This is a genomic window from Desulforamulus aeronauticus DSM 10349 (assembly GCF_900142375.1).
Lineage (GTDB): Bacteria > Bacillota > Desulfotomaculia > Desulfotomaculales > Desulfotomaculaceae > Desulfotomaculum > Desulfotomaculum aeronauticum.
Map to the genome: position 1 here is coordinate 13,816 of NZ_FRAR01000015.1, position 19,365 is coordinate 33,180.

Here is a 19,365-nt window from a genome sequence, read left to right on the forward strand (position 1 = left end):
GAAAAGTCGGTTTGGCCAGGGCAAACCGACTTCGCTAATTAAAGCCAAAAAATCCGCTGGAGATGAGGAAAGATGGTTTTTAGCAGTCTGTTATTTGTTTTCTTTTTTTTACCCATCATTCTGGGGGTGTATTACCTAGCACCTAAAAGGTTAAGAAATTTTGTTTTAGTTCTGGGGAGTCTGCTGTTTTATGCCTGGGGTGAGCCGGTCTATGTGGTTCTTATGATCTTTATTGCTGTTTTTGATTATGTCAACGGATTACTTTTAGATAAATATTCAGAGCGTAAGGCCATTCGCCGCTTGGTTTTAACCGGCTCATTAGTCATCAATATAAGTGTTCTGAGTTTTTTCAAATACTATGGTTTTTTGATTAACAATATCAATGCATTGTTTGACATTAGTTTAGTGGTTAGAGAATTACCCCTCCCCATCGGAATTTCCTTTTATACCTTTCAATCCATCTCCTACATTGTGGATGTTTACCAGGGCAAAGTTAAGGCGCAAAAACAGTTTATTTCTTACGCTACCTTCATTACGATGTTTCCCCAATTAATTGCCGGCCCGATAATTCGCTACATAGATATTTCCCGACAGATAGAAAATCGTAAAGAAAGCCTGGCGCTGTTTGGGGAAGGGGCCTGGCTCTTTGTCATAGGGCTTTCTAAAAAGGTTTTGCTAGCCAACAATATTGGTATTCTCTGGCAGAGTATCAAAGCCACTCCTTTGGAAGAGGTATCCGTCCTGTCAGCTTGGCTTGGTATCCTTGCCTTTACGTTTCAAATTTATTTTGATTTTAGCGGTTATTCCGATATGGCTAGGGGTCTCGGGAAAATGTTTGGTTTTGATATTATAAGGAATTTTAACTACCCCTATATTGCAAAAAGTGTGACTGAGTTTTGGCGACGCTGGCACATCTCCTTGGGCTCGTGGTTTAGAGAATATCTCTATATTCCCCTGGGTGGCAATCGCTTAGGAGCGGTCAAGCAATATCGAAATCTCTTGATAGTTTGGTTTTTAACCGGCTTTTGGCACGGTGCCAGTTGGAATTTTATTGTTTGGGGGTTGTACTTTGGGCTGTTTGTTACCCTGGAAAAGATATTGCTATTGAAATGGTTGGCAAGGAAACCCGTCTTTGTGGGACATCTTTATACTTTGGTGGTTGTGGTCGTTGGCTGGGTCTTTTTTGAGTTTACCAATATGCTGCAAGGTTTACGGTTTATTGGGACAATGTTTGGGTTGGGTGCAAATCGCTTCCTGGATCATGACGCCATGTATTACCTATACACCCATGGTGCCCTTTTGGTGATATTGGCAGTTTGTTCCACACCTTGGCCGAGAAATATCCTAAAAAGGTGGCAAGAACAAACAAAACTTGTCGGCGTTTTTGCTATACCAGTGATTGTTCCGGTGCTTTTAGTTTTATGTACTGCTTATTTAGCCAATGTAGGCTACAATCCTTTTTTATATTTTAGGTTTTAGCCCGTGGTGAATGGGGTGGATGAACTTGGAAAAACACAAACTGCTAACGAAGCAAATTACCGGTGCAATAGTAGTGCTATATCTGGGGGTTTTAACAATGATCAATATCCTAACGCCAACGAAACCCTTTTCAGATTTAGAGAACCGAAGACTGGAACAAGCGCCTCGATTTTCTTTCAGCAGCCTTTGGGCCGGAAGTTTTACCAAGGACTTTGAGAAGTATCTGGCGGATCAGTTTACCTTTAAGGATACTTGGATTGGGATCAAGTCCGGATGGGAAAAAATGATGGGTAAAAAAGAATTTAACGGCGTTTATATCGGCACAGAGGATTATTTGCTGCAAGCCTTTCCGAAACCAGAGGCATCGAGTCTACAAATAAAAATGGAAGCTATCAACACCTTCGGAGCGGCTACACCGCATCTTAACAAATATTTCATGGTAGTGCCTAATGCCGTAGAAATCTACCGGGATAAGCTTCCGCCCTATCTGCAGACTGAAAGAGAAGAAAAATGGCTGGCTAAGATAAAAAGCTCTCTGCAGCAGGACATACAGTTTATAAATGTGTATGATACCCTGTCTGCCCAAAAAAATAAGGAACTCTTCTATAAAACGGATCATCATTGGACAACACAGGCAGCTTTCTTTGCTTACCAAAGATTTATTGAGGCTACAGGGGGAGTTCCCAGGGTGGTAGAAGATTTTGCTATTCAACAAGCGAGCAATCTCTTTTATGGGTCACTTTATTCCAAGAGCGGTTTACGGAATCTGGCGCCAGATACCATTCAATTATTTGTACCTAAAAACAAGGTTACCTGCCGGGTAGAATATTTTGACGAAGGGGGGCCAGGCCAGGTTTCAGACTCCCTTTATCAGATGGAGTGGCTTACCAAAAAGGACAAGTACGCTGTATTTCTGGGCGGCAATCACTCCTTAATCAAAATAAGCGCCAATTGTTCTGGGGGAAAGAAGTTATTGATCATTAAAGATTCCTATGCCAACTGCTTTATCCCCTTTTTAACGGAACACTATAGTCAAATCTTGGTGGTGGATCTTCGCTATTATGGAGATATCCTAAGCGATCTCATTAAAGACAATGGCATCAACGATGTGTTATTTCTCTATAATGTGACGACTTTTTTTGAGGATTCAACGATTGAAAGTATTTTAGATTATATGGAATTAGATAATGAGATTACTGGTGATCAACCCATTAATTATAAGGATTTTTTTCAACAGGATGTTTTCCTGGGAGATTCCATCACGGAAGCCATCTCTTATCTAGGCCTTTTGGATGAGAGAAATGTTTGTGCCACTATCGGGATCAATATTAATGAGGCGAAAGCGCAGGTTCAACAAATCCAAATCAAGAGCCCACGCAATATTTACCTGTTATATGGCGTTAATGATATGGATGATCGAATGCCCAGTCAATGGTTTGTTGAGCAATACCGGGAGTTAGTACGGGAGCTAAAGCAAAAATACCCCCGTTCCCAGATTTATCTGCAATCGGTACTGCCGGTGGACACCCGCGTGGAGCAGAAAAAACCCCATACCAATAACAGATATATTAGCCAATGTAATGATGAACTGATCAAGCTGGCGGAGGAGGAGCAAATAAAATACATAAATTTAGTGAATTTGTTAAATGCTAGCAACCAAGGTTTATACGAGGCAGATGGCACTCATTTTAAAGCCCCATTTTATCATCTGTGGTTTCATTATTTGGTAACCTATTTGGGTTCAGCGGGATAGTACGTAAAATATTCTAATACGTTGACTAAAAAGATAAAACAAGGAACCAGGAAAGTCGCGAGAGCATAGCGTTGGAATTGCCAGACTGCCAGCGTGGACTTGATAGGCTAAAGGACTCCTTAAAGGGGTCCTTTTTTTACCAAAAACTAAGAAATAACCAATTTCGCATAATAATTTGTTATAATACCAAGTAATGTATACGGAATACTGCCATTGACTGGCCATGGGCCTTGGGCATATTTTGACCAATGGCTGGGCTAACGTCCAATGGTCATTGCACGAAAGGTGGTATTGTAGTGCGCTTACGGATGCCCTGCGGTGATAGACTTGGCCTGATTCACGATATATCCGTTGTTTTAAGAGATAAGAAAATTAACATGATCTCCATAGAAATCGACCAGGGATTCATCTTTTTAGAATGCCATAGGGTGCCTGCCGAACAAAAAACTGAACTTATGGCAGCTCTAAAAGGGGTGCCGGGAATCTATGACGTACAACCAATCTCTTTCATGCCTTTTAAGGAGAGGGCAGAACAACTCAATGCCGTCTTGACTACGGTACAGGATGGCATTTTGGCGATCAACAGACAGGGGATTGTGACCCAGTGTAACCCCGCAGCCGGGCGTATTCTGCGGGTGCGTGTTGATGATATGTTGGGTCAGCCGCTGCCTAGACAACTAGCCGACGATTTGCTGGTGAATCAGACTTTTGCTTCTGGCCGCTCCCAACGTAACTGTGAAGTGTATTTAGAGTCCATTGGCACCTATTGCATTGCCAGTACCATCCCCCTGAGGTTAAATGACCGCACCATCGAGGGGGTGGTGATAAAGCTAATGGATAACAGAAACATGCGGGAATTAGTGCAAAAAATGACAGCATCCCGTCCGGTTACCTTTGTAGAAATCCCCTTTAAGAGTGAATCTATGAGCTTGGTCGTTGGGCAAGCCCGCCGATATGCGACCAGTGATTCCACGGTGTTAATTCGTGGGGAAACCGGTACGGGTAAAGAACTGTTTGCCCGGGCTTTACACAGTGCTTCGCCTAGGGCAGATAACGCTTTTGTGGCCGTTAACTGTGCGGCTATCCCAGAAACCCTTTTGGAAAGTGAACTTTTTGGTTATGAAGAAGGCGCTTTTACCGGGGCGGTAAAAGGGGGAAAGCCCGGTTTTTTTGAGTTAGCCAATAATGGCACCCTTTTCCTGGATGAAGTAGGGGAAGTATCGGTGCATCTTCAGGCAAAATTGCTGCGTGTTCTCCAAGACCGCCGAGTGAGGCGTTTAGGCAGTTCCCATGAAATTCCCATCGATGTTCGGATTATTACCGCTACCAATCGAGACTTGGAAGATATGGTGGCCCAAAAACTTTTCCGGGAGGATCTTTACTATCGCCTCAATGTTATTCCTCTCCTTTTGCCTCCCCTACGGGAGCGCCGGGAAGATATTGCTTTGTTGGCGGAACTGTTCTTGCGTCGCTTCTCTGAAAAATTGCGTTGTCCGGCGCGGTCGTTTTCCCCGGAGGCCCTCAGGCAGTTAGAAGAATATAACTGGCCGGGAAATGTCCGCGAGCTGGAAAATGTCATTGAACGAGCGGTAAATTTAGTGGATGGGCCTCTGATTGAGACTTCTCATTTTCATTTGAGCACACAACAGGCTGCTCCTTCGGATCTCCCTACGGTGGATTTTGCCACCTATCAGACTTTGGAAGAACGATTGGCCGAAATGGAAAGAAAAATTGTTGAAGAAACGTACAAACGGTTTCACTCCACTCGCAAAATTGGAGCGGCCTTGGGTATATCCCACACCGCCGCTTTACGGAAACTGCGTAAGTATGGACTGGTTAACGAAGTAAAATGATCCATAGAATGATCCATAGCAGGCAAAAGGGTAGACTCTCCCAGTCTACCCTTTTGCCTTTATCAGAACATTGTAAACAAAGCGTAACATTGGAAACCAAATCGGAAACATAACGTTCCGGAAAAATGTCTAAAACGACAAAATACACCATTTTTAGGTTTGGCATACTTATTGCGTATAGTATAAGACAGAAGGGCCATTCAAAATTATTATTTTAGGAGGAACAAGAACATGGCAAAGTTTATGGCTGAACCTTTTAAAATTAAGGTCGTTGAGCCTATTGCAATGAAAACTCAAGAACAACTTGCAGCAGCCATTGAGGAAGCAGGCTACAACACCTTCTTACTGAAATCCAAAGATGTCTATATCGACCTACTGACCGATAGCGGCACCACCGCCATGAGTGACAACCAGTGGGCTGGCATGATGATTGGCGACGAAGCCTATGCCGGTAGTGGAAACTTCTATAACTTGGAAAAAACCGTTCAGGAAATTTATGGTTTTAAATATGTCGTACCCACTCACCAGGGTCGTGGTGCAGAAAACATTCTTTCTAAAATTTGCATCAAACCCGGCGACTATGTACCCGGTAACATGTACTTCACTACCACCCGTGCCCACCAGGAATTGGCCGGTGCTACTTTCGAAGATGTTATCATTGATGAAGCTCACGATTCCCAGCTGGATCACCCCTTCAAAGGCAACATCGATCTGAACAAGTTTCAGGCGCTAATCGACCGGGTAGGTGCTGAAAGAATTCCTTACATTTGCCTAGCTGTTACCGTTAACCTGGCCGGCGGCCAACCCGTCAGCATTCAGAACATGCGGGAAGTTAAACAACTAGCTGACAAGCATGGTATTAAAGTAATGTTTGATGCCACCCGTTGTGTGGAAAATGCTTTCTTCATCCATGAGCGTGAAGAAGGTTATCAGGATAAATCCATTGCTGAAATTCTCAAAGAAATGTTCAGCTATGCCGACGGCGCTACCATGAGCGGTAAAAAAGACTGCTTGGTTAACATTGGCGGTTTCCTAGCCCTTAACGATGATGATCTCTATCAAAAGGCTACCCAACTGGTGGTACTGTACGAAGGTATGCCCAGCTACGGTGGTCTGGCCGGTCGTGATATGGAGGCAATGGCTCGCGGTATTCGCGAATCCGTTGATTACTACTATATTAAGCACCGTATTGAGCAGATTCGTTACCTGGGTGAAAAACTGGAAGAGGCCGGTGTACCCATTGTAAAACCCATTGGTGGCCATGCGATCTTCCTGGATGCCCGTCAATTCCTGCCTCACATCCCTCAAGATCAGTTCCCGGCTCAAATGCTGGCAGCTCAGCTGTATAAGCTGTCCGGTGTGCGCAGCATGGAGCGCGGTATCGTTTCCGCAGGAAGAAACTCTCAAACTGGCGAGCATTATTTCCCCAAGCTTGAGCTGGTACGCTTAACCATTCCACGTCGCGTCTACACCTACGCCCATATGGATGTAGTAGCCGAGGCCGTTATTGAGCTTTACAAAAAACGTGATACCATTCCTGGTTTGAAGATGGTTTACGAGCCACCGGTACTGCGTTTCTTCACCGCACGTTTTGAACCCGTCAAATAAGTTAGACCCCATTGAAAGCAAGAGTAATAAGGTAAGTTAAGAGGGCCGGAGGAATATCTTTCGGCCCTCTTTTTCCCACCAAAATAAAAACCAACTGAATATGGAAGCACTGGCATGACCAAAAACTGACAAAAGGAGTAGGTCTATGAACATTTTTCGCACTAAAAGCATTGATTTGATGCTGCAAGAGACCAAAAAACACTCGCTAGTAAAGTCTCTCGGTGCTTTAGACATCCTATTAATTGGTATTGGGGTTATCATTGGTACAGGTATTTTTGTCTTAACCGGTGTGGCTGCCGCCAAGTATGCCGGTCCTGGACTTATGTTATCCTTTGTTTTAGCTGGTTTAACCGTTGCTTTTGTGTCCTTAGCCTATTCGGAATTGGCCTCGATGGTGCCAATTGCCGGTAGCGCTTATACCTACACCTACACATCCGTAGGAGAATTTGTTGCCTGGCTGGTGGGGTGTGGCTTAGTCTTGGAATATACGGTGGGAGCCAGCGCGGTTGCTGGTGGTTGGTCTGCTTATCTGACGGGTATTTTGAAATCCGCGGGGATTCATCTGCCAAAGGCTTTAACGGCTGTTCCGGCGGATGGAGGAATTATAAACTTACCGGCTGTTGCTATTACCCTATTCCTGACCTTCCTGCTTGTTCGTGGGGTTAAGGAAAGTGCAAAGCTTAATAAAATCCTAGTTGCTGTAAAACTCGGCGCGATCTTTCTCTTCCTCTTGTTGGCAGGTCCCAAAGTGGACCCCACCAACTGGACTCCCTTTCTTCCCTATGGTTGGGCAGGCGTTTCCGCAGGGGCAGCCGTAATTTTCTTTGCTTATTTAGGTATCGACTCCATTGCCACCGCTGCTGAAGAAGCGAAGAATCCTACGCGTGATATGCCCATTGGTATCCTTGGTTCTTTAGTGGTTTGTACCATTTTGTATATTGGAGTAACCGCTGTTATGACGGGTACTACCCCCTATACCCAATTGGATACCGCTGAGCCGGTAACCTTTGTTCTACGTAATCTTGGCTATAACTTTGGCTCCGCCATTGTAGGCACCGGTGCCATTGCCGGGCTTACCACCGTGTTGATGGTTATGATGTACGCCCAATCCCGTGCTTTCTTTGCCATGTCCCGTGACGGACTTATTCCTTCTAAATTAGGTAAAATTCACCCTAAATTTGGCACTCCCTATAGACTCTCCATTATCGTGGGATGTGCTGTGTCCATTATGAGCGGTTTTACCCCCATCCATGTGGTGGCTGAGATGTGCAGTATCGGTACTTTGTTTGCCTTCTTTATGTCTATCATAGGTGTTATGGTCTTGCGGAAAACCAAACCGAATATGGAACGTCCCTTTAAGTGTCCCGGATTATTTATTATTGGTCCTCTGGCCCTAATCTTCTGTGCTTTCGTTATTTCCAATTTACCTGGTCAAACTTGGATTAACTTCTCCATTTGGATGACCATTGGCATCGTATTCTATTTTGTTTATAGCCGTAAGAATAGCGCGTTAAATAAAAGCCAAGCATCCTCAAATAATGGATAAGTAAGGATTAAAAATTGCCAATAATCAGATGCAAAACCGGCCAGAGCAGGAGCTACTGGCCGGTTTTATATGTATTTACACCTGGTTACATTTAGAGTTTTAACCAATAGGAACTGCCGTCCGGGGTGCGATCCATAAAGCCGTATTCAACCAACAAACGGCGTAATAGGGCATAATCGCTATAAAAGTGTTTAAGCCGGGTGTTTACTTCTTCTTCAGTGTATTTTTTATTGGCCGTAAATTTTGCTGCCAAAACCCGTAAAATAGCAACGCGCTTTTTCTCTTTAAGCGGAAAAGAAGCCAGGGGACCGCCCGGTCCTTGTTTAAAATAAGCCTTGACTATTTTTTCGTGCTCTTGTTCGGTAATGGCAAAACGGTTGTCAGCTTTCTGAGAACTGTGGGGAGTTTCCCTAAAGGGATTCTTTTTGGGTACTTGTTCCCCTAGGAGTTCCATTAGGGCTAAGAAGATCTTAGCCTGTTTTTGTTTTTCCCGTAAAGTGAAGCGGTGGTTACGAATGGTTGAGTTGCTGCCGGTATTGAGGGCGTTGGCTACCTCCTGGTCGCTATAGCCTTCATAAAAAAGTGCTAAAAGGGTCTTCTGATGCTCGGTTAATCCCGTTACCTTTTTATCCAAGTTCAACAGAAAGTGAAAGGAGGAGCGGTGTTCCTGGATAATGTGGTATTGAATGAATTTCTTTGCCTCCAATAATTGATCGTTGCAAGGGTAGATGATGCCGTTAGAGAAGCTTTTCCCACAAATGAGGCAAATAAATTCATCGCTGTCTGGTTTATAAACATAGCCCTGTTTGATATCTTGTAGGGAGGCCTGCCAAAAAAGATCGGGTAAATCAGTCATTTTACAAACACCTCGATAGTATCCGTTGATTATGTAGACATTATAAAATAATGTTTATATAAAATCAAATAAATTACTTGTTGTGTTTATTTAATAAATAGATGAAAAATATTTTTGGCAGGCGTGTAAAATTGACAATTTGGAAATGACCTATTACTATTATGGAATAAAAAGCAAAAGGGAAGGCCAATGGCCAATCAGATAGAAGAGATTATTGAAAGGATTTTTATGATGAGCAAAACATTGGTATTAGCCGAAAAACCTTCGGTGGGCAGAGATTTAGCCAGGGTATTACACTGCCATCAAAAAGGGTTCGGGTATTTAGAAGGATATAAATACATTGTCACCTGGGCACTGGGGCATTTAGTAACCCTGGCAGACCCCGATGTCTACGATGCTAAATACAGCGCTTGGCGTATGGAGGACCTGCCCATGCTTCCTTCGCCGCTTAAGTTGGTTGTCATCAAGCAAAGTGGCAAACAATTTAGCGCTGTCACCTCTCAAATGAATCGAAAAGATGTAGGGGAGATTGTTATTGCCACCGATGCCGGCCGTGAAGGGGAACTGGTTGCCCGGTGGATTCTCGAAAAAGCCAAGGTAAAAAAACCCCTCAAACGTTTGTGGATTTCCTCCGTTACCGATAAAGCTATTCAACAGGGCTTTAAAAATTTAAAAAGCGGTAGTGAATATGTTAATCTTTATGCCTCCGCGGTGGCTCGGGCCGAAGCAGATTGGTTGGTGGGGATAAATGCTACCCGTGCCCTAACCTGTAAGCATAATGCCCAACTTTCCTGTGGCCGGGTGCAAACCCCTACCCTAGCCATGATTGCCCAAAGGGAAGAGGAGATAAAAAACTTTAAGCCTAAAACCTTCTATGGGATAACGGCTCAAGCAGAAAAATTGAAACTTACCTGGCAAAACCGTCAAACCAAGGATAGTAGAACCTTTGATGAAAAAAGTTGCGACGCTATTCTAAAAACCATTTCCAATCAGAAGGCTCAGGTGGTAGAGGTAGAAAGGGTTTATAAGAAAACCTATGCTCCACCTCTGTACGACTTAACAGAACTGCAACGAGATGCCAACCGGATTTTCGGCTACTCTGCCAAGGAAACCCTCTCAATTATGCAAAGGTTGTACGAACAACATAAGTTGCTCACCTACCCGCGTACTGATTCACGATTTATTTCTTCGGATATGGTGGAGACTTTGAAGGACCGGGTGGAGTCCTGTGGTGTAAACCCTTACAGCAAAATTGCTTTTAAGATCTTAAAAGGCTCTATTAAGGGTAATAAAAATTTTGTTGATGATAGTAAAGTTACCGATCACCATGCCATCATTCCCACGGAACAGACGGTTATTTTGAGTGCTTTACAGGATAAAGAGAGAAAAATATACGATTTGGTGGTTAAGCGGTTTTTAGCTGTGCTATCTCTTCCCGGTGAGTACGAACAAACAACGATCAAAGCAAAAATTGGGGAAGAACTATTTATAGCCAAAGGGAAAAGAATCTTAGCCCAGGGTTGGCAAGAGATTTATGAAGCGGATCATCGGGAAGAGGACCCGGCAGAGGGAGTAAAAGAGCAGCTATTGCCCGCCCTGCAAAAAGGGGACAGCTTACGGATTATCTCCTTAACTAAAACCAGCGGGGAGACCAAAGCACCGGAACCCTTTAATGAAGGAAGTTTACTTTCTGCCATGGAAAACCCTGTTAAATATATGACCAATGAAAACAGTGAATTAATCAAGACCCTTGGAAAAACCGGGGGCTTGGGGACGGTGGCCACTCGGGCGGATATTATTGAAAAACTTTTTAATAACTTCCTGATCGAGAAGAAAGAGAAACATATATTTATTACCTCTAAGGGTAAACAGCTTCTAGAGCTGGTACCGAGCGATTTAAAATCCCCAGCTTTAACCGCGACCTGGGAACAGAGGCTGGAGGCTATTGCCAAAGGGGCCCTCCGTAAAGAGTTATTTATCGAAGAGATGAGGGGCTATGCTCGGTCAGTTGTCAATGAAATTAAGAATACCGAGCAGAAGTTCCGGCATGATAACCTTACCGGGGAAAAGTGCCCGGAATGTGGCAAGCGCATGCTTGAGGTAAATGGTAAAAAAGGCAAGATGTTGGTCTGTCAGGACAGAGATTGTGGCTATCGCAAGGGTGTTAGCAGAACCAGCAACGCCCGCTGCCCCAATTGCCATAAAAAATTAGAGCTGCATGGCGAGGGAGAAGGGCAAATTTTTGTCTGTAAGTGTGGTTACCGGGAAAAACTTACCGCTTTCCAAGACAGACGGCAAAAGGATAAAAACAGTATTTCTAAGAAGGAAGCGGCAAAGTATCTTAAACAAAATAATTCTAACGAGCAATTAATAAATCCGGCCATGGCAGAGGCTTTGGCCAAACTAAAGCTAAAGTAGAAATAATCCTGATAAGTTAGCAGGAGGAAAAGAAATTCGGTGTAATACTAGTTTTAAGAAACGATATAACGATCTTGCAGGGAGGCTGGCGCAATTGGAATTTAAAAAGTTTGGCAGTAAATATGTGGTGAGGCTGGATAAAGGGGACGAGATCATCGAATCCTTGAAAAGCCTATGCCAAGAAAATGCTATTCGTTTAGGGACGGTTTCCGGTATTGGTGCAGTCAATCGGGTCAAAATTGGCTTGTTTGAAACCAGTACCAAGGAATATCACTCGGTGGAATTAAACAAAGATATGGAGATTACCGGATTAGTCGGTAATGTATCGGAGATGAACGGGGAAGTTTACCTCCATTTGCATGCAACTTTGTCCGATAGCACTTATAATGCCTTTGGTGGGCACTTAAATGTAGCTGTCATTAGTGCTACCGGAGAAGTTATTGTGGATGCCATTGAAGGAACTGTGGATAGGGAGTTTAGCCAAGAGATTGGCTTAAATCTACTAAAATTTTAATAAAAAGGTTCTGGATACAGTAAAATACCCTGTGGTCGGTTGGCCGCAGGGTGTTTTTGTAATAAGACAGTCCTCTCTTGTGAATAGTAAGTAAAAATACCTTTACTTCCTCTGAAAGGAGAATACGTAAATGCTCGACAATGATAACCAAAGCAAAGAAAGCTTAAAGAAAGTTCAACCAAGTAAGGAAGATATCAAAAGTAGGCTTACTGACATTCAATTTGAAGTGACACAAAACAATGCTACTGAACCACCCTTTCGCAACGAATACTGGGATAATAAACGGCAAGGAATTTATGTGGATATCGTATCTGGGGAACCTCTTTTCAGCTCACTGGATAAATTTGATTCGGGTTGTGGTTGGCCAAGCTTCACAAAGCCACTGCATAATGAAGGAATGAAAGAACTAACCGACCGCAGCCATGGCATGATTCGGACTGAAGTAAGGAGCAAACAAGGGGATTCCCATTTGGGACATGTCTTTAATGACGGCCCCGCACCCAATGGATTACGGTACTGTATAAACTCTGCTGCTCTGCGGTTTATTCCCAAGGAAGAATTAGAAAAGGAAGGGTATGGACAGTACTTGGCTTATTTCCAATAAATGACAGACACTCTTTTCCCTCTCTGAGCATACACTGCAATAGGATGATTATGCGGGAGGGAAAATCTATGGTCTTTTATAGGAAGGTTTATGCTCAAAAAAGCTATCGTTTTATTGAACCGGCAGAATGTTGTCCCTATCTATCGGACCGGCATTGCGATTTGCGAAAACACAATGTCTGTGATTCGGATAATCATCATTATAAAAAGAACTGTTGTACATCCCGTTATTATGATAGATGTAGCAACTTTGTAAATGAAGTTCGGGTGATCAAACCCAACAGGTATTTCAAAACCTCCTACAGCTGCCCATATTCACTTGATGGTTTCTGTGAACTAAGGGGAGTTAGCGTATTCGAAAAGAACCGAACCTTTTATCGCCATGCCTGTAGCACTACGGATTACGCCAGAAAATGCCCTTACTATATTGGGAGGATTTCTAAGATCAAATGCAAAACTCCGAAAACAATTTATGGCTGTTGCCCCTATAAAGAGGATGACTGGTGCAAAGTAAGGAAGACCAAGATAAAGGGCCGTTCCGGTGGGTTTTACGATCATACCTGTTGTAAGTCAAATTACGTAAAGTCCTGTCCCTATTACATGGAAGCGGAGTGCGGTAACGACTAACTTAGGAAACTAGTACCGTAATTGCCGTTGCACAAGTGAATTAATTCAAACGAAGGAGTATCGCAAAAAGTAGTTTTGCGATACTCCTTTGCCGTTTTTATGAAAAAATTGGCATACACTAAGATTTTCTATTAAAATTAAGAATGAAAAGAATATAGAATCAAAATAATATTTGCGAGTAAAAATTACTGATGGGGGGAGCACTATGGTGGACCCGAGAATTGTGACGCTGGCTAAAAACTTAGTAAGATACTCCTGTGAAGTAAAACCGGGAGAAAAGGTTCTCATTGAAAATATTGGTCTGGAATTGCCTCTGATAAAAGAATTGGTTAAAGAAGTATACCAAGCCGGGGGCCTACCCTTTACATCCATAAAAAATAACTCGGTGGAAAGAGCCTTGCTGCTGGGGGCCACCGCAGATCAAATGAAAATTCGTGCTGAATATGAAGCAGCTGAAATGCGGCAAATGGATGCCTACATCGGTATTCGCTCCGGCGACAATGCTTCGGAACTTTCCGATGTGCCAGCAGAAAAAATGGAGCTGTACTTTAAACACTACTGGAATAAGGTGCATGGGGAAATTAGAGTTAATCAAACCAAATGGGTGGTGCTGCGCTATCCCTCACCTTCCATGGCTCAGTTGGCCAATAGCAGTACCGATGCCTTTGAAGACTACTATTTTAAAGTGTGTAATTTAGATTACGCTAAAATGTCCAAGGCTATGGACCCCCTGGTAGAACTTATGCAAAAAACGGATCAAGTAAAAATTATCGGACAGGGAACGGATTTAACCTTCTCCATAAAAGCGTTACCTGGCATTAAATGTGCCGGGAAAAGAAATATTCCCGACGGAGAAGTATATACCGCCCCGGTGAGGGATTCTGTTAACGGTTATATCACCTACAATACCCCCGCTGTATATCAGGGCTTTACCTATGAAAATATCCGGCTGGAATTTGCCCAAGGTAAAATTATCAAAGCGATTGCTAACGACCCGGAAAGAATTAACAAGGTCTTTGCTACCGATGAAGGTGCCCGCTATATCGGGGAATTTGCTCTGGGAGTTAACCCGTTTATTACTAAGCCAATGAAGGATACCCTGTTTGATGAGAAGATTGCCGGCTCCCTCCATTTTACGCCGGGCAGTGCCTACGAAAAGTGCAACAACGGCAACAAATCCGCCATTCATTGGGATTTAGTGTATATTCAGACCCCGGAATTTGGTGGCGGTGAGATTTACTTTGATGATGTACTTATTAGGAAGGATGGTAGGTTTGTTTTGCCGGAATTATCTGGGTTAAATCCAGAAAACCTAAAATAGCAAAAGAACTCCGGCCTGCATACTAAATTGACATACCATGCGGGCCTTTTATTTCTGGGATTGAGCTAATTGCCAGCAAATTCATATTTGTATACCTAATTCCCATAGCAGGATTTTTTATCTTCCACAGAAAATATAGTATGTATAACTAATTAGACATCAGTGGGACTCAATTTTTTAACTTTACTGAAAATGTTAATAAAGGGGGGAATTAGAAACTACTCTTGTAAGCAAATAAAAGATGAAAAAGGGAGAGGAAGAGTTTTGTTTAAAATGAAAAAAAGAGGTTTTGCTTTACTGGCTATTGTAACGATGCTGGCACTTATGGTTACTGGTTGCGGTGGTAATAAATCTGGCGGCGATAAGCCTGCTGCGGCCGAAAAGAAATTTTTTAACATTGCCACCGGCGGCACCGCAGGTGTGTACTATCCTCTGGGAGGAGCCATTGCGGAAATTCTCAATAAAAATATTGCTGGAGCGAATGCCAAAGTACAATCCACCGGGGCTTCGGTAGCCAATGTTAACATGCTAATCCAGGATAGCGTACAAGTTGCCTTTGTGCAAAATGATATTGCCTATTATGCCGCTAATGGTACCGAAATGTTTAAAGATAAAAAAGTTGACAGCTTAAAGGCTTTGGCCACCATCTATCCAGAAACGGTGCAACTGGTAACCCTGGAGAAGAGCGGTATCAAAAATGTGGCTGACCTAAAGGGTAAAAAAGTGGCTGTAGGTGCTGCCGGCAGCAGTGTTACTGCTAACGCCAGGCACGTATTAGAAGCCAATGATATGACCTTTGAAGATATTAATGAACAGTACCTGTCCTTTGCTGAAGCTGCCAGTGGCCTAAAAGACGGCAATATTGATGCTGCCTTCGTAACTGCTGGCGTGCCTACTGCTGCTATCCAAGATATTATTGCTCAGCATAAAGTGGTAGTGATTCCCGTTACCGCTGAAATGGCAGACAAAATGATTGCTAAATATCCCTTCTACACCAAAGTAGTGATTCCCGCCGATGCTTATAAACAGGCCAAAGATGTTGAAACCGTTGGCACAAAGGCTATGCTGGTGGTAACCGACAAGATGGATGAGCAAACTGCCTACGATATTACCAAAGCGGTCTTTACCCATGTTGATCAATTAAAAGCAGCCCATGCTGTAGGCCAGTATATTAGCAAAGAAAATGCCAAGGATGGTGTTTCCATTCCCCTGCACCCCGGTGCCGAAAAGTTCTTTAACGAAAAATAAGATTTAATGGGTGATAACCATGAATAAGCAACGGGCCAAAAGACTTCTCCTAGGGCTGTTGCTGGCAAGTTTTTTACTGATCTTTTTATTGCCGCTGCCCACCCTGTTGGTGGGGGAGCAGCAGGGTGCCACGGTGCTGGCAATCCCCCTAGTGCTAGACAAATCTTTTACCTATGAATATCTACATTCGGTTCTCAAAACCCCGGTGCAGGAAAATTTTGTTCTTGCACCGGGCAATGATTTACTGCTAGAATCTACATGTTATCAATCATTAGGAGTGGGAACCCCCTTTTTACCAGGGGAAGGTGAATTGGAAAATCACAATGGGCTGTATGTTCTTAAGGGTCAGAACCGCATATTCCACCAATTAAACCTGGGCCTGGTAGATTTTACAGAGCAAGTAATACTATACCGGGGAACCAGATACGAATTGGCAGACTTTTTTACATCAGGCTCGTTGATTGAATTACAGGTTAAGAATATAACCTTTGCCAAATTTATTTGGCTAACCCTAGAAAGGAGATAGAATTTGACTGATCGTAATACGAAATTAGCAGATAACCAAATAAACGTGGATGAATTTATGGCCAAATACGATCGGGAATCCGACTACCGTCGTCTAAGCGGTTCTAGCGGTATGGCGGTGGCTGTATTGGCTACCGTGTTTTCTTTATTCCAGCTATACACAGCCTTTTTTGGTGTCCTAGATGCCCAAATCCAGCGTGCTATTCACTTGTCTTTTGGGCTAGCGTTGGTCTATATACTCTACCCGACCAGAAAGTCCTGGTCCCGTAGTCGAGTACATTGGTTCGATCTTTTATTGGCTATTCTCTCGGTTGCCGCCCCGCTCTACATCGTGATTTGTTACAAAGACCTGGTAATGCGGGCGGGTATTACCACCACCACCGATATGTTGGTGGGGGGATTAGGGGTATTATTTGTTATGGAAGCAGCTCGCCGGGTGGTGGGTTGGCCCATTGTTACCGTAGCCATTTTATTTCTTGGCTATGCCTTTGCCGGTCCTTACCTTCCCGGTGCTTTTGCCCATCAGGGAGTTACCATTAATGGTTTGGTGGGGCACCTTTTTTATACCACCGAGGGAATTTTTGGTATTCCTTTAGGGGTATCCTCTACTTTTATTTTTCTGTTTATCTTATTTGGGGCCTACCTAGAGAAAACTGGTTTGGGTAAGTTTTTCATTGATCTGGCCAACGCCATTGCCGGCTGGGCCAGTGGTGGCCCGGCTAAGGTGGCGGTATTGTCCAGTGGTTTAATGGGAACGGTATCTGGCAGCTCCGTGGGCAATGTAGCCGGTACTGGCAGCTTAACCATTCCCATGATGAAAAAATTAGGCTATCGCCCGGAGTTTGCCGGTGCCGTAGAAGCCGCCGCTTCAACAGGGGGGCAGCTAATGCCGCCCATTATGGGTGCCGCTGCTTTCCTAATGGCAGAGTTTGTGGGCACCCCCTATGTGAACATCGTGAAGGCTGCCGCCCTGCCAGCGTTACTCTACTTCACGGGGATCTGGATCGGTGTTCATTTGGAAGCAAAAAGAGCCGGTCTTAAGGGAATACCTCGGGAGGAATTGCCCAAAGTTAAGTACATTTTGGCGGAAAGAGGTCATCTGGCCCTTCCTCTAATTGGTATTGTTTACCTGTTGGTGTCCGGTCGCTCTCCGATGCAGGCTGCACTGTGGGCGATTGCTCTATCGATTGTAGCTTCTATGCTGCGCAAATCTACCAGAATCTCCTTGCTTGATGTTCTAAAGGGTTTGGAAGAGGGGGCACGGTCGGCTCTGGGTGTTGTTATTGCTTGTGCCACCGCAGGTATCATCATTGGCGTAGTAACGAAAACTGGCCTTGGCTTAAGCCTAGGTTCCACTCTGATTGACTTGGCGGGTGGTCAACTGCTGCCCACCCTGTTCTTTACCATGATAACCTCAATTATCCTGGGGATGGGTGTACCTACCACGGCCAACTATGTAATCACTTCCACCATTGCTGCACCGATTTTGGTGCAAATGGGAGTTCCCGTGTTGGCTGCCCATATGTTTGTCTTTTATTTTGGTATTATTGCGGATGTTACACCACCGGTGGCCTTGGCGGCCTTTGCAGGTGCCGGGATTGCGGGAAGTGACCCCATGAAAACCGGGGTGCAGGCCTCCAAATTGGCCATTGCGGCCTTCTTGATACCCTATATCTTTGTTTTATCTCCTTCATTGCTGCTCATTGATACCACCCTTCCCAAAGTGCTTATGATGATGACCACTTCTCTCATAGGTATGACAGCGGTAGCAGCTGCTATAGCGGGTTATCTGATAACGCCTACCAAATGGTTCGATAGGATTCTCTTCTTTATTGGTGGTTTGATGTTGATTGACCCGAACCTAATTACCGACTTAGTTGGTATCGGCCTGTTGGTTGTTGGTGTTACCTTACAATGGATAAGAAATCGGCAAGCAAAAACATCCCTAATGAATAATTAGTATAAGAGCCCGTTAGCCGAATTGCTCGGTTAATGGGCTCTTTCTTTAGCCAGACACAGACACTCTCATACCTGCATAGATTAGATACAAGAGGTATTAACCTGTTGGCAGGAGTGAACGTGTATGAGCAGATACCGAATTATAACCTTCGATGGCGGGGGGATTCGTGGTGCCTTAAGTGCCAATCTTATAAAACGGTTAAATAATGCATTTCCGGGATTGGTCCAAAGCACGGCCTTTTTTGCCGGTACATCTACCGGCTCCTTTATGGCCTTAGGATTGGCTTATGGCTTAAAGCCGGAGGATTTGGTACATTTATATTCCGAAGAAAGGGCCAAGTTTATTTTCAAAAATAAGCGTGTAGAAGTGTTCAGGCCCAAATACGAGAACGATCGCTTAAGGGGAACTTTAAGTACTGTGTTTCCCGACGACCTACGGTTGGAAGATTTGCAGCGACATGTATTAGTACCGTCTTTCCGGGTCACCGGCAAGGGAGAGCATAAATGGCAGCCTATTTTCTATCATAACTTCCCGGATTCACCTTTTTTAAAGGAAAAGGTTATCGATGTTGCCCTATGCAGCAGTGCAGCTCCGGTGTATTTTCCTTCTTATCAAAATCATATCGACGGCGGAGTTATTGCCAATAATCCTAGTACCGCCGCGATAGCTCACACGATTGACACAAAATTTGCTAACCAAATGATGGGAAACATTTGCTTACTATCCTTGGGCACAGGTTTTAGTTCTTTGCAAATTACCGCCGACACGACAGCGTGGGGGGCCTTTGATTGGGCTCTTAGCACATCGCCACCCTTTCCGTTACTAAATGTACTGTTTGACGGAGGATCAGAGGCGGATGTTTACTACAGTAAACAAATTCTCAAGGATCAATATTTCCGTCTTAATCCCCGGCTGAATAAACCGATTACGCTAGATGAATACAAAAAAATACCCTACCTAATTTCCTTGGCGCAAAGCTACAACCTGCGCCCCACCCTGACGTGGCTGCATCAAAATTGGTTATAGTTGAAGCAACTTAGTGTGGCTATTTCAT

General features: G+C 44.0%; 15 protein-coding genes. 14 read left to right on the forward strand and 1 reads right to left on the reverse strand.

From position 1 onward, the window contains the following. Positions 1-72 precede the first annotated feature (72 nt). From BUA78_RS09975 to BUA78_RS09995, 5 genes are all read left to right on the forward strand, one after another. A complete protein-coding gene (locus tag BUA78_RS09975) occupies positions 73-1,479 on the forward strand; it encodes an MBOAT family O-acyltransferase (protein WP_072913929.1) in 1,407 nt (468 codons plus the stop codon). A 25-nt stretch (positions 1,480-1,504) separates the two neighbouring features. After that, positions 1,505-3,232, forward strand: coding sequence for a DHHW family protein (locus BUA78_RS09980; RefSeq protein WP_072913931.1), 1,728 nt, complete (start codon positions 1,505-1,507; stop codon positions 3,230-3,232). A gap of 296 nt (positions 3,233-3,528) precedes the next feature. After that, on the forward strand, positions 3,529-5,085 hold the full coding sequence (locus BUA78_RS09985; RefSeq protein WP_072913933.1) for a sigma 54-interacting transcriptional regulator: 1,557 nt from the start codon (positions 3,529-3,531) through the stop codon (positions 5,083-5,085). Positions 5,086-5,316: 231 nt separating this feature from the next. Next, a complete protein-coding gene (locus BUA78_RS09990) occupies positions 5,317-6,693 on the forward strand; it encodes a tyrosine phenol-lyase (protein ID WP_072913935.1) in 1,377 nt (458 codons plus the stop codon). A gap of 145 nt (positions 6,694-6,838) precedes the next feature. Then, positions 6,839-8,239: an amino acid permease gene (locus BUA78_RS09995; protein WP_072913938.1), complete on the forward strand. Its 1,401-nt coding sequence runs from the start codon at positions 6,839-6,841 to the stop codon at positions 8,237-8,239. Positions 8,240-8,330: 91 nt separating this feature from the next. Here BUA78_RS09995 and BUA78_RS10000 read toward each other — a convergent pair whose 3' ends face one another. After that, entirely contained in the window at positions 8,331-9,095 is a 765-nt protein-coding gene (locus tag BUA78_RS10000) for a DUF2087 domain-containing protein (protein WP_072913939.1), read from the reverse strand. A 231-nt stretch (positions 9,096-9,326) separates the two neighbouring features. Between BUA78_RS10000 and BUA78_RS10005 the strand changes: the two genes are divergently transcribed. The 9 genes from BUA78_RS10005 to BUA78_RS10045 all read left to right on the forward strand — a co-directional run bounded on the left by BUA78_RS10005 (position 9,327) and on the right by BUA78_RS10045 (position 19,337). After that, complete coding sequence (locus BUA78_RS10005) at positions 9,327-11,513, forward strand: DNA topoisomerase III (protein WP_072914161.1); 2,187 nt, start codon at positions 9,327-9,329, stop codon at positions 11,511-11,513. Positions 11,514-11,607: 94 nt separating this feature from the next. Then, on the forward strand, positions 11,608-12,027 hold the full coding sequence (locus tag BUA78_RS10010) for a PPC domain-containing DNA-binding protein (RefSeq protein WP_072913942.1): 420 nt from the start codon (positions 11,608-11,610) through the stop codon (positions 12,025-12,027). A gap of 130 nt (positions 12,028-12,157) precedes the next feature. Continuing rightward, positions 12,158-12,631, forward strand: coding sequence for a peptide-methionine (R)-S-oxide reductase MsrB (msrB, locus tag BUA78_RS10015; RefSeq protein WP_072913945.1), 474 nt, complete (start codon positions 12,158-12,160; stop codon positions 12,629-12,631). A 68-nt stretch (positions 12,632-12,699) separates the two neighbouring features. Continuing rightward, complete coding sequence (locus BUA78_RS10020; protein WP_084082376.1) at positions 12,700-13,257, forward strand: hypothetical protein; 558 nt, start codon at positions 12,700-12,702, stop codon at positions 13,255-13,257. A gap of 205 nt (positions 13,258-13,462) precedes the next feature. Next, entirely contained in the window at positions 13,463-14,578 is a 1,116-nt protein-coding gene (locus BUA78_RS10025; protein WP_072913947.1) for an aminopeptidase, read from the forward strand. A 273-nt stretch (positions 14,579-14,851) separates the two neighbouring features. After that, complete coding sequence (locus BUA78_RS10030) at positions 14,852-15,826, forward strand: TAXI family TRAP transporter solute-binding subunit (protein ID WP_175549006.1); 975 nt, start codon at positions 14,852-14,854, stop codon at positions 15,824-15,826. A gap of 19 nt (positions 15,827-15,845) precedes the next feature. Then, positions 15,846-16,352 carry a DUF1850 domain-containing protein gene (locus BUA78_RS10035; protein WP_072913951.1) on the forward strand — a complete coding sequence of 169 codons (507 nt, stop codon included), beginning with the start codon at positions 15,846-15,848 and terminating at the stop codon, positions 16,350-16,352. A 3-nt stretch (positions 16,353-16,355) separates the two neighbouring features. Further along, the gene (locus tag BUA78_RS10040; protein WP_338011612.1) at positions 16,356-18,311 is read left to right on the forward strand and encodes a TRAP transporter permease; all 1,956 of its coding nucleotides are present in this window, start codon (positions 16,356-16,358) and stop codon (positions 18,309-18,311) included. Positions 18,312-18,434: 123 nt separating this feature from the next. Continuing rightward, entirely contained in the window at positions 18,435-19,337 is a 903-nt protein-coding gene (locus tag BUA78_RS10045; RefSeq protein WP_072913952.1) for a patatin-like phospholipase family protein, read from the forward strand. Positions 19,338-19,365 lie beyond the last annotated feature (28 nt).